The sequence below is a fragment of the Kitasatospora viridis genome (assembly GCF_007829815.1).
Classification (GTDB): domain Bacteria; phylum Actinomycetota; class Actinomycetes; order Streptomycetales; family Streptomycetaceae; genus Kitasatospora; species Kitasatospora viridis.
Map to the genome: position 1 here is coordinate 3109533 of NZ_VIWT01000001.1, position 12545 is coordinate 3122077.

Here is a 12545-nt window from a genome sequence, read left to right on the forward strand (position 1 = left end):
CCCCATGCCGAGGACCGCCGAGGACCACCGACCGCTGTTGCCCGAGCTCTTCGCGGCGCAGGCGGCCCGCACGCCCGCCGCGCCGGCCGTCTTCGACGGGCAACAGGTGCTCAGCTACGCGGAGGTGGAGGAGCGGGCGAACCGGCTCGCCCGCCTGCTGGCGGCCCGGGGCGTGGGCGCCGAGCAGCTGGTGGCGGTGGCCCTGCCGCGCTCCGTCGAGCTGGTCGTCGCCCTGCTGGCCGTGCTGAAGGCCGGCGGCGCCTACCTGCCGCTCGACCCGGACTACCCGGCCGAGCGGCTCGCGTACATGGTCGCGGACGCGGCACCGGCCTGCCTGCTCACCGACGGGCCGACGGGTCGTCAGCTCGCCTTCCTGGAAATCCCCGTGGTCGGGCTCGACGAGCCCGACCGCCCCGGCACCGCCCCGGAGCGCCGGCCCGATCCCCGGGATCCCGCCTACACCCTCTACACCTCCGGCTCCACCGGCCGCCCCAAGGGCATCGTGGTGCCGCACGGCGCGCTGGCCGCCTTCCTGGCGGCCATGCGGCAGGAGGTGCCGCTCGGCCCGCGCGACCGGCTGCTGGCGGTCACCACCGCCTCCTTCGACATCGCCGCGCTGGAGCTCTTCCTCCCGCTGGTCAGCGGGGCCGCCGTCGTGGTGGCGGGCAAGGAGGCGGCCCGGGACGCCGACGCGATCGCCGCGCTCTGCGCCCGCTTCGAGGTCACGGTGCTGCAGGGCACCCCGTCGCTCTGGGCGACCCTGCTGGACGAGCGGCGGGAGGCGTTGCGGGGCATCCGGATGCTGGTCGGCGGCGAGGCCCTGCCGGCCCGGCTGGCCCGGACCATGACCGAGGCGTCCCCGGAGGTCCGCAACCTGTACGGGCCGACGGAGACCACCATCTGGTCCACCGTCAAGCGGCTCGACGGGCCCGCCGGGAGCGCGCCGCTGATCGGGCGCCCGATCGAGGGCACCGCCGTCCACGTGCTGGACGGCGGTCTGCGGCCGGTGGCGGTGGGGGTGGCCGGGGAGCTGTACATCGCCGGTGCGGGGTTGGCGCGCGGCTACCTGGGGCGGGCCGGGTTGACGGCGGAGCGGTTCGTCGCGGACCCGTTCGGGGCGGGTGGCACGCGGATGTACCGGACCGGTGACCTGGTGCGGTGGACCGGGGACGGCGAGCTGGAGTACCTGGGGCGCACGGACCACCAGGTGAAGGTCCGCGGGTTCCGGGTCGAACTGGGCGAGATAGAGGCCGCGTTGACCGACTGCCCGGCGGTGGCGCGGGCCGCCGTGATCGTGCGGGAGGACCGGCCGGGGGACCAGCGGATCACCGCCTACGTGGTGGCGGCGCCCGGTGCGGAGGTCGCGGTCGAGGAGCTGCGGCGGGTGGTGGTCGAGCGGCTGCCGGGGTTCATGGTGCCGTCGGCGTTCGTGGTGCTGGCGGAGTTCCCGTTGACGCCGAACGGGAAGTTGGACCGGGCGGCTTTGCCGGTGCCGGCTGCGACGGGGGTCGGCCGGGCCCCGCGATCCGTTCGCGAAGAGGTGCTGTGCGGGTTGTTCGCGCAGGTGCTGGGGGTGCCCGAAGTCGGGCCGGAGGAGGACTTCTTCGAGCTGGGCGGTCATTCGCTGCTGGTGACGCGGTTGGTGGTGCGGGTGCGTGAGGCGTTGGGGGTCTCGGTGCCGGTGGCGGCGGTGTTCCGCAGTGCGAGTCCGGCGGCGCTGGCGGGTGAGTTGGATGGTGAGGGGGAGCAGCGGCCGGTGTTGCGGGCAGGTTCGGGGGTTGCTCAACTGTCGGCGGCGCAGCGGCGGTTGTGGTTCTTGAACCGGTTCGAGGGTTCGAACGCGACGTACAACCAGCCGGAAGTCCTGTCACTTGACGGTCCGTTGGACGTGGAGGCGCTGCGTGCTGCGCTCGACGACGTGGTGGAGCGGCATGAGCCGCTGCGCACGTTGTTGCCCGAGGTGGACGGCCGGCCGGTGCAGCGGGTGGTGGCGGCCTCGGTGGCGCTGCCCGTGGTGGAGGTCGACGCGGAGCGGCATTTGGCGGCAGCCGTTCGGCAGCCGTTCGACCTGACGGTGGATCTGCCGCTGCGGGCGGTGCTCTACCGCCATGGTCCGCAGCGCCACACGTTGCTGATGCTCATCCATCATGTGGCGACCGACGGTTGGTCGACCTCGCCGTTGTCGTGCGACCTGTCGACCGCTTACAACGCCCGCGTCCGCCGGCAGGTGCCGCAGTTCGCCCCGTTGGCGGTGCACTACCGCGACTACGCGGCCTGGCAGCACGAGCTGCTCGGCACCGAGGAGCACCCGACACCCACCCTGCGGTCCCAACTTGCCTACTGGACGCAGCAGCTGGCCGCCCTGCCGCCGGTCATCGAGCTTCCGACCGACCGCCCGCGTCCGGCGGTGCCGAGCCACCGTGGTGCCACCGTCCCGCTGAGCCTGGGCCCGGAGCTCTCCGCCCGGTTGGTCGCGTTGGCGCGGGCCACCAACACGACGGTCTTCATGGTCCTGCAAGCCGCCCTGGCGGCCCTGTTGACCCGGCACGGCGCGGGCACCGACATCCCGATCGGCGTGCCGACGGCCGGGCGCACCGACCCTCGGCTGGACGAGCACGTCGGGTTCTTCGTCAACACCTTGGTGCTGCGCAACGACACCGCCGGCAACCCTGCCTTCCGCACCCTGCTGCTGCGCACCCGCGAGGCCAATCTCCAGGCCTACAGCCACCAGGACCTGCCCTTCGACCAGCTCGTCTCCGCCCTCAACCCGCCCCGCAGCGCCGCCCACCACCCGCTCTTCCAAGTCCTGCTCGCCTTCCAGAACACCACCCCGCCGCGCTGGCAGCTCGACCACCTCACCACCACCCCGCGCACCACCGGCTCGGCCACCGCCAAGTTCGACCTCGGCTTCTCCATCGAGGAGCGGCGCACGGCGGGCGGCCGGCTCGACGGGTTCGAGGGGACCGTCGAGTACGCGGTGGACCTCTTCGAGGCCGCGACCGTCGAGGCGCTGGTGGTCCGGTACCGCAACGTCCTGGAAGCGGTGACCGCCGACCCGGACGTCCGGCTCGCCGACCTCCCCGTCCTCACCCCGCAGGAGCGGCAGCGCATCCTGGTCGAGTGGAACGACACCCGGCGCGCGGTGCCGGCGGTCTCGCTGCCCGACCTGGTCGAGGCGCAGGTGGCCCGCACGCCCGCCGCGCCGGCCGTGGCCGACGACCACGAGTCGCTCTGCTACGCCGAGTTGAACGACCGGGCGAACCGGCTGGCGCACAGCCTGATCGCCCGGGGCATCGGGCCGGAGCGGATCGTGGCGGTGGCCCTGCCGCGCTCGGTCGAGCTGGTGGTCGCCCTGCTGGCCGTCCTCAAGGCGGGCGCTGCCTACCTGCCGATCGACCTCGGCTACCCCGACGCGCGGATCGGCTACCTGCTCGACGACGCGGCCCCCGGCGCCGTCCTGGCGACGGCGGAGTTCGCCGCCCGTGGGATCGGGGCGGCCTCCGGCCTGCTGCGGCTGGACGACGCCGCGTTCGCGGCGGAGCTGGCGGCCCGCCCGACGGCGAACCCGACCGACGCCGACCGGACCGCTCCTCTCGCGCAGCAGACCGCCGTCTACGTCATCTACACCTCGGGCTCCACCGGCCGCCCCAAGGCCGTCGTCATGCCGACGGCGGGGCTGATCAACCTGCTGGTGCAGCACGCGGCGGCCTACCCGGGCGGGCCGGGCGTCCGGACCGCGCAGTTCACCGCCATCGGCTTCGACTTCTCCGTTCAGGAGATCCTCTCGCCGCTCGTCATGGGCAAGGCCCTGGTCATCCCCGACGACGAGGTGCGGCGGACCTCGGCGGGCCTCGCCGACTGGCTGGCGGAGCAGCGGGTCAACGAGCTCTTCGCGCCGAACCTGGCCATCGACGCCCTGGTCGAGTACGCCCAGGAGACCGGCCGCCGGCTGCCGGACCTGACCGACCTGTTGCAGGGCGGCGAGGCCCTGGTGCTGGGCGACCGGCTGCGCCGGTTCCTCGCGCAGCGCCCCGGGCGCCGGATCCACAACGTGTACGGCCCGGCGGAGACCCACGCCATGACCTTCCACACCATGACGGGGGAGCCCGCGCACTGGCCGCCGACGGCCCCGCTGGGCAGGCCGTTCGGGAACGTCCGCGGCTACGTGCTGGACGGCGGTCTGCGGCCGGTCGCGGTGGGGGTGGCCGGGGAGCTGTACATCGCCGGGGCGGGGTTGGCGCGCGGCTACCTGGGCCGGCCCGGGCTGACGGCGGAGCGGTTCGTCGCGGACCCCTTCGGGGCGGGTGGCACCCGGATGTACCGGACCGGCGACCTGGTGCGGTGGAACGCCGGGGGCGAGCTGGAGTACCTCGGACGGATAGACCACCAGGTGAAGGTGCGCGGGTTCCGGGTCGAACTGGGCGAGATCGAGGCGGCGTTGACCGACTGCCCCGAAGTGGCGCGGGCCGTCGTCGTGCTCCGGGAGGACCGGATCACGGCCTACGCCGTGGCCGTTCCCGGACGGACCGTCAGCGCCGACCAGCTGCGGCGGACACTCGCGGACCGCTTGCCGGGGTTCATGGTGCCGTCGGCGTTCGTGGTGCTGGCGGAGTTCCCGTTGACGCCGAACGGGAAGTTGGACCGGGCGGCTTTGCCGGTGCCGGCTGCGACGGGGGTCGGCCGGGCCCCGCGATCCGTTCGCGAAGAGGTGCTGTGCGGGTTGTTCGCGCAGGTGCTGGGGGTGCCCGAAGTCGGGCCGGAGGAGGACTTCTTCGAGCTGGGCGGTCATTCGCTGCTGGTGACGCGGTTGGTGGTGCGGGTGCGTGAGGCGTTGGGGGTCTCGGTGCCGGTGGCGGCGGTGTTCCGCAGTGCGAGTCCGGCGGCGCTGGCGGGTGAGTTGGATGGTGAGGGGGAGCAGCGGCCGGTGTTGCGGGCAGGTTCGGGGGTTGCTCAACTGTCGGCGGCGCAGCGGCGGTTGTGGTTCTTGAACCGGTTCGAGGGTTCGAACGCGACGTACAACCAGCCGGAAGTCCTGTCACTTGACGGTCCGTTGGACGTGGAGGCGCTGCGTGCTGCGCTCGACGACGTGGTGGAGCGGCATGAGCCGTTGCGTACGCTGTTGCCCGAGGTGGACGGCCGGCCGGTGCCGCGGGTGGTGGCGGCCTCGGTGGCGCTGCCCGTGGTGGAGGTCGACGCGGAGCGGCATTTGGCGCAGGCCGTTCGACAGCCGTTCGACCTCACGCAGGACCTGCCGCTGCGCGCGGTGCTCTACTGCCATGGTCCGCAGCGCCACACGTTGCTGCTGCTCATCCACCATGTGGCGACCGACGGTTGGTCGACCTCGCCGTTGTCGCGCGACCTGTCGACCGCTTACAACGCCCGCGTCCGCCGGCAGGCGCCGCAGTTCCAGCCGTTGGCCGTGCACTACCGCGACTACGCGGCCTGGCAGCACGAACTGCTCGGCACCGACCAGGACCCGACGCTCGTGCGGAAGGCTCAGCTGACCTACTGGACGGAGCAACTAGCAGGCCTGCCACCGGTGCTGGACCTGATCGCGGACCGTCCGCGTCCGGCGGTGCCCATCCACCGTGGTGCCACCGTCCCGCTGAACCTGGACCCGGAGCTCTCCACCCGGCTGGTCGCCTTGGCCCGGGCCACCAACACGACGGTCTTCATGGTCCTGCAAGCCGCCCTGGCCGCCCTGTTGACCCGGCACGGCGCGGGCACCGACATCCCGATCGGCGTGCCGACGGCCGGCCGTACCGACCCTCGGCTGGACGAGCACGTCGGGTTCTTCGTCAACACCCTGGTCCTGCGCAACGACACGACGGGCAACCCCGCCTTCCGCACCCTCCTGCTGCGCACCCGCGAGGCCAACCTCGACGCCTACAGCCACCAGGACCTGCCCTTCGACCAGCTCGTCTCCGCCCTCAACCCGCCCCGCAGCGCCGCCCACCACCCGCTCTTCCAAGTCCTCCTCGCCTTCCAGAACACCACCCCGCCGCGCTGGCGGCTTGATCACCTCACCACCACCCCACGCACCGTCAGCACCGGCACCGAGCGCTTCGACCTCAGCTTCTACTTCGACCAGCCGCGCGACGAGGCCGGCCAGGCCGGCCCGCTGGACGGGTACCTCTCCTACGCCGAGGACCTCTTCGACCGTGCGACCGCCCAGCGGCTCGCCACCCGGCTGGGCCTGGTGCTGGCGGCGGTGACCGCAGACCCGGACGTCCGGCTCGCCGACCTCCCGCTCCTCGCCCCGCAGGAGCGCGGGCGCATCCTGACCGACTGGAACGGCACCGCGCACCAGCTCGCCCCCGGCACCCTGATCGGCCCGATCGAGGCCCAGGCGGCGCTCACCCCGGACGCGCCCGCCGTCGTCTTCCGCGACCAGGTGCTGTCCTACGCCGAACTCGACGCCCGGGCCAACCGGTTGGCCCACCACCTGGTCGACCTCGGGGTGCGGCCGGGCGGGCTGGTCGCGGTCGCCCTGCCGCGCTCGGCCGAACTGCCGGTCGCGCTGCTCGCCGTGCTCAAGGCCGGGGCCGCCTACCTGCCGCTCGACCCCGAGTACCCGGCCGAGCGCCTCGCCTTGATGCTCGGCGACGCCGCCCCGTCCTGCCTGCTCTCCGAGGAGCGGACGCTCCGTCAGCTGCCGGCCACGGAGCTGCCCGTGCTGGACCTCGGCGCGCTGGACCTCGACGGCCGGCCGAGCACCGCGCCGCGCCGAGCCCCCGCCCCGGGGCAGCCCGCTTACGTCATCTACACCTCGGGCTCGACCGGCCGCCCCAAGGGCGTGGTCGTCAGCCACGCGGCCATCCACAACCGGCTCGCCTGGATGCAGCACGCGTACCCGCTCGGCCCGCAGGACCGGGTGCTGCAGAAGACCCCGTCCGGGTTCGACGTGTCGCTGTGGGAGTTCTTCTGGCCGCTGCGCCACGGCGCCGCCCTGGTCGTCGCCGAGCCGGGCGGCCACCGGGACGCCGGCTACCTGGTCCGCGCCGTCCGCGAACAGCGGGTGACGGTCTGCCACTTCGTCCCGGCACTGCTCCGGCTCTTCCTCGCCGAGCCCGGCGCCGAGCACTGCTCCGCTCTGCGCCGGGTGTTCTGCAGCGGTGAGGCGCTGCCGCGCGAGGCCGTCCGGGAGTTCCAGCGGCTGCTGCCGGGGGTGCCGCTGCACAACCTCTACGGCCCCACCGAGGCGGCCGTCGACGTCACCCACCACACCTGCACGGCGGCCGACGGCCCGGTGCCGATCGGCCGGCCGGTGTGGAACACCCGCGGGTACGTCCTCGACGGCTCGCTGCGGCTCTGCGCCCCCGGCGTGCCCGGTGAGCTGTACCTGGCCGGCGACCAGCTCGCCACCGGCTACCTCGACCGGCCGGCGCTCACCGCCGAGCGCTTCGTCGCCGATCCCTACGGCCCGGCGGGCACCCGGCTCTACCGCACCGGCGACCTCGCGCGCTGGACCGGGGACGGCGAGCTGGAGTACCTCGGGCGCACCGACCAGCAGGTCAAGCTGCGCGGGGTCCGGATCGAACCGGGCGAGATCGAGGCCGCGCTGCTCGGGCAGCCCGGGGTGGCCCGGGCCGTGGTGACGGTGCGCGCGGACGGCGGCGCGGACCCGCGCCTGGTCGGCTACCTCGTGCCGGACGGCGGCGAGCCGCCGACGGCGGAGCGGCTGCGCGACGCGCTCGCCGCCGTCCTGCCGGCCGGGCTGGTGCCGTCCGCCTTCGTCGTGCTGGACGAGCTGCCGCTGACGCCGAGCGGCAAGCTCGACCGGGCCGCCCTCCCGGCCCCCGCCCGCGCGGCGGCCGCGGCGGGCCGGGCCCCCGGCTCACCGCTGGAGGCGGCGCTGTGCCGGCTCTTCGGCGAGGTCCTCGGCGTGCCGGAGGTCGGCGTCGACGACGACTTCTTCGGGCTGGGCGGCCACTCGCTGCTCGCGGTGCGGCTGCTCACCCTGATCCGCTCCGAGCTGGGGGTCGACCTGCCGGTGCCTGCGCTGTTCGGCGCGCCCACGGTGGCGGCGCTGGCCCGGCGCGCGGGGGCATCCGACAGTGCATCAGGTGACGGCGCCTGCGGGCTGCTCACCCTGCGGTCGGCGGGCGCGCGGCCGCCGCTCTTCCTCGTGCACCCGGCCGGCGGCTTCGGGTGGGCCTACGCCCGCCTGCTGGCGCACCTGCCGGCGGAGCACCCGGTCCACGCGATCCAGGCGCGCGGCCTCGACGGCCGGGGCCCGCTCCCGGCGAGCGTCGAGGAGATGGCGCGGGACTACCTCGCCCGGATCCGGGAGGTGCAACCCGACGGCCCGTACCACCTGGCGGGCTGGTCCTTCGGTGGCCTGGTGGCGCACGCCGTCGCCACCGGCTTGCAGCGGGACGGGGCCGAGGTCGGCTCGCTGGTGCTCTTCGACAGCTACCCCGACGCCCGCCCCGATCCGGGGAACCTCACCGCGCTCGCCGTCGAGAACCTGACCGGCCGCCCCGACCGGTCGGTGGACGCCGACGGTCCCGCCGTGCGTGCCGTCCGGGCGGGCTGCCCACCGCTCGCCGGGGCGACGGACCGTCAGGTCCGGGACGCGCTGCGGGTCGGGGTGAACAACCTGACGCTCATGCGGACGTTCTCGCCCGGCGTCTTCGACGGCGACCTGCTGCTGTTCACGGCACGGCACCAAGCCGGTCAGGGCGACGGGACCTGGGGCGACTGGACCGCGCACGTCACCGGCCGGGTGGTGACCGTGCCGCTCGACTGCGGGCACCACGACATGATCGCCACCGCCCCGGCCGAGATCGGCACCGCCCTGACGGCCCTGCTGGGCCGGCCCGCGACCACCCGGTGACCCGGCACCGACCGCCACCGACCGACACCCACCGCCCACGACACAGGACGTGCCATGCCGATACCGACGGAAACCCTGCTGCTCTCCAGCGCCGACATCCACCGGCTGGTGCTGGAGGTCGGACGCGACCGCTTCATGGACCGGATGATCGAGCGGCTGGAGTCCGCGTTCCGCACGGCCGCCCCGGACGGCTCGGGCACCCCGCCGCGGGCCGGCTTCACCACCGGCACCGAGCGGACCGGCGTGCTGGAGTGGATGCCGCACCACGAGCCCGGCCTGGCCGCCACGGTCAAGCTGGTCTCCTACGCCCCGGCCAACCCGGTCCGCCACGGCCTGCCGACCATCCTCGGCACCCTGCTGCGGATCGACGACGAGACCGGGCACCTGGTGGCCGTCGCCGACGCGGCCCTGCCCACCGCGATCCGCACGGGCGCCGCCTCGGCCGTGGCCACCCGGCTGCTCGCCCGGCCGGACAGCGCCACCGTGGGCCTGGTCGGGGCGGGCGCCCAGGCCGTGACCCAACTGCACGCCCTGTCACGGGTGCTGGACATCCGCGAGGTGCTGGTCCACGACACCGACCCGGTGCACCGCCGCTCGTTCCCGCAGCGCGCCTCCTTCCTCGGCCTGCCGGTGCGCGAGGCGGAGCCGGCTGAGCTGGAGGCCGCGGCGGACGTCATCTGCACGGCGACCTCGGTGGAGGTCGGGGCCGGCCCGGTGCTGCGCGGCGACCGGCTGAAGGACCACCTGCACATCAACGCGGTGGGGGCCGACCTGCCGGGCAAGGTGGAGGTCCCGCTGCCGGTGCTCAGGGCGGCGTACGTCAGCCCGGACCACCTGGGGCAGGCGCGCCGGGAGGGGGAGTGCCAGCGGCTCGACGAGCGGGAGATCGGCGCCACCCTGCCGGAGCTGCTCCGCGCGCCGCAACTGGCCCGCGGGCTGCGCGACTCCCGCACCGTCTTCGACTCCACGGGCTTCGCCCTGGAGGACCACGTGGCCCTCGACGTGCTGATCGCGCTGGCCGAGCTGCACGGCGTCGGCGAGCGGGTCCGCCTGGAGGCCGGCCCGGCGGACCCGCTCGACCCCTACTCCACCGCGTCCGCCACGGCGGCGGACCGCTCCCTGCCCCGCCGGCTCCCGGCCGTCCGCGCCCACTGAGCGGGCCCGGGCCCGTCGTCAGTGGCCGGTCCTAGGGTGACGCCCGAAGAGACCCGAAGCGAGAAGAGGAGCACGACGATGACCACTGCCGTGAAGGGCCCCGCCAGCTACTTCCCGTCGATCGAGCAGAAGTACGGCCGACCGGTGGCCGAGTGGCAGCAGCTGATCCGCAGCTCGCCGCTGGTCAAGCACATGGAGCTGGTGGCCTGGCTGAAGGCCGAGCACGGCCTCGGCCACGGCCACGCCAACGCGCTGGTCGCCCACACGCTGGCGCAGACTGCGGCAAGCTGACCGGCCGTCAGCTGACGGTCAGTTCCCAGCGCCGCTCGCCGTCCTGCCACCGCTCGGTCGGGGCGAGCCCGGCCGCGGCGGCGACCGCGGCCGAGGTGTGGTGCTCGGGGTGGACGTGGGCGAGCACCGTCCGGACCCCGTGCCCGGCGAGCCAGCCGACCAGGCCGCGGGCCGCCTCCCGGGCGATCCCGCGGCCCTGCCACGGCGTGCCGACCACCCAGGCGACCTCGGCGGTCGTCCCACCGTCGGTGACGGTGGCCTGCACCGTCCCGGTGAGTGAACCATCCATCTGGACAACCCAGTTGCACCAGGAGACCGCCGGGTCGGGCGACCCGGCGACCAGCCGGCGGTAGCGCGCCAGCAGCGCCGGCGCGTTGTCCGGCTCGCCGCCGATGAACCGGTGCAGTGCCGGGTCGGCGAGCACCGTGGCCATCTCCCGCGCGTGCTCGACCAGCAGCGGCAGCAGGGTCAGCCGCTCGGTGCGGATGGTCTGCGGGATCAGGACGGCCACGGTGCTCCTCCTCAGCTGTGCGCGCCGGCCTTGCGGCGGCGGACGGTGAACACCAGCGCCGCGCCGAGCACCAGCACCCCGGCGCCGACCGAGGCGATCAGGCCGGTGCCCTGGGAGCCGGTGAACGCGAGGTCGGTGGTGCCGTGGGCGGTGCTGCTCGCAGACGGGGCGGGGGCGGCGGCGGAGGGAGCGCCGCCGGCCGGGGTGGTGTGGCCGGTCGGCGCGGCGGTCGGCACCGTGGACGGCGCCGGCGGGACGCTGGCCGACGGGCTGGGGATCGAGCCGCTGGCCTGGCTGCCCAGGGCGACGGTGGCGGTGTTGTTCGCCTTGTTCGGGTCCCACGGCATGCCGCTGTCCTGGCGGCCCTCGTCGAGCGAGGGCAGGGTCACCAGGGCCGAGGCGCCGAGCGCCGGGTCGGCCTGGACCGCGAAGTCGAAGGTGGCCTGGTAGCCGACCCCGATGAAGGCACTGGTCTGGCAGTCGTAGCGGACCTGCGAGTCGCTCTTGAACTCGCTGTCCAGCTGGCACTTCTGGGGGGCGGTGACCACCTTGACCTGCCTGGGCAGGGTCACGGCCACGTCGGCCGGATCGTCACCGGAGCGCCAGTCGATCGAGGCGGGGCCGTGGTTGACCAGGCCGACGGTCAGCTTGCCCGGGTTGCCGGCGGCACCGGGCACCCAGGCGCCGAGGGCCTCGAAGTCGGCGGTGCTCTTGATCGTGACCTGGGTGTCGTAGTAGCCGCCGTCCCCGTCCAGGTCGGCCACGCCGGTCTGGACGAAGGTGCCCTCCGGCTTGCCGACGGTCAGCCGGGGCGCGCCGGCCGGGCCGGGGGTGAACTTGTAGTCCTGGCGGATGTAGTTGATCTGGGAGTCCGCGCCCGCGTCCGGACCGGCGTCCTGGGGGTAGACGCTGATGTCCTCGTCCGCGTAGTAGGCGGCGGGCAGCACGGTCAGCGGGAACTGGTCCAGGTGGGCCGTGTCGCCGGGGGCGAGGGGCGTGTCGATGGTGCAGACGGCCGCGTGGTAGCCGTAGGAGTTGGTGCCGTAGTCGCAGTTGGAGTAGCGGCCGCTGAAGGTCAGTCCGGAGTAGTCCTGGAAGACGTAGACCAGCTTCGGGGCGGCCAGCTGGCCCTTGTTGGTCACCGTCAGCTCGGGCTTCCAGACGTCGCCGGGCTTGAGGTCCGTCGGCGCGCTGGGCGTCATGCCCGTCAGCTTGCTGCCGCCCACCATGAGCTTGGTGTCGCTGCTCACGGTCGGGGCGCCGGCCTGCGCCAGGTGGGCGGTGGCGTGCAGGGTGACGGTGGTGCCGGGCTTGGCGCCGGCGGTGACGGCCAACTGGAGCCGCTCCTGGCTCGTGTGATCGGCCGACGCGGAGACCTGGGGGCAGGTCAGCACCGACCCGGCGACGGTGCAGCCCCATGGGGTCTGCACGGTGGCGATCCCGTTGAGGGGGCTGAGGTCGACCTGGACCACGGCCGTGGCGAAGTTGCCGCCGGTGACGCCGGTGGCGCCGACCTCCAGCACGACGGCGTTGTCCGGTCCGTTGGGGCCGGCCGTCGGGTCCAGGGGCAGGAAGGTCTGCGCGGTCAGCGACAGGGTCGGCGCGGCCGCCTGGGCCGGTGCGGCCAGTGCGCCGATCGCCAGGGTGGTGGCGGCGGCGGAGAGGACGACGAGACTGGTGCGCGGTCTGCGCATGGGGTTCCCCCGGGACGGAGATGAGAGGTCGAGCCGAATCCGCTCACGGTAGAGG

The 12545-nt window shown here is 74.3% G+C and carries 4 protein-coding genes and 1 pseudogene; 3 read left to right on the forward strand and 2 right to left on the reverse strand.

The features are described from left to right. Positions 1-61: 61 nt before the first annotated feature. The 3 genes and pseudogenes from FHX73_RS13855 to FHX73_RS13865 all read left to right on the forward strand — a co-directional run. Positions 62-8839, forward strand: a pseudogene (locus tag FHX73_RS13855) (non-ribosomal peptide synthetase); the annotation flags it as partial. Positions 8840-8893: 54 nt separating this feature from the next. Further along, the gene (locus FHX73_RS13860) at positions 8894-9994 is read left to right on the forward strand and encodes an ornithine cyclodeaminase family protein (RefSeq protein ID WP_145905304.1); all 1101 of its coding nucleotides are present in this window, start codon (positions 8894-8896) and stop codon (positions 9992-9994) included. 78 nt (positions 9995-10072) lie between these two features. Next, entirely contained in the window at positions 10073-10285 is a 213-nt protein-coding gene (locus tag FHX73_RS13865; RefSeq protein WP_145905305.1) for a DUF4287 domain-containing protein, read from the forward strand. A 7-nt stretch (positions 10286-10292) separates the two neighbouring features. Here FHX73_RS13865 and FHX73_RS13870 read toward each other — a convergent pair whose 3' ends face one another. Together FHX73_RS13870 and FHX73_RS13875 are read right to left on the reverse strand one after the other, a co-directional pair. Continuing rightward, positions 10293-10796 carry a GNAT family N-acetyltransferase gene (locus FHX73_RS13870; RefSeq protein ID WP_145905306.1) on the reverse strand — a complete coding sequence of 168 codons (504 nt, stop codon included), beginning with the start codon at positions 10794-10796 and terminating at the stop codon, positions 10293-10295. A gap of 11 nt (positions 10797-10807) precedes the next feature. After that, positions 10808-12490 carry an LPXTG cell wall anchor domain-containing protein gene (locus FHX73_RS13875; protein ID WP_145905307.1) on the reverse strand — a complete coding sequence of 561 codons (1683 nt, stop codon included), beginning with the start codon at positions 12488-12490 and terminating at the stop codon, positions 10808-10810. Positions 12491-12545 lie beyond the last annotated feature (55 nt).

What these genes read in the sequence shown, in the direction of transcription:
- FHX73_RS13860 (WP_145905304.1), top strand. Translation starts at nt 8,894, where the DNA reads ATGCCGATACCGACGGAAACCCTGCTGCTCTCCAGCGCCGACATCCAC.
- FHX73_RS13865 (WP_145905305.1), top strand. Translation starts at nt 10,073, where the DNA reads ATGACCACTGCCGTGAAGGGCCCCGCCAGCTACTTCCCGTCGATCGAG.
- FHX73_RS13875 (WP_145905307.1), bottom strand. Translation starts at nt 12,490, where the DNA reads ATGCGCAGACCGCGCACCAGTCTCGTCGTCCTCTCCGCCGCCGCCACC.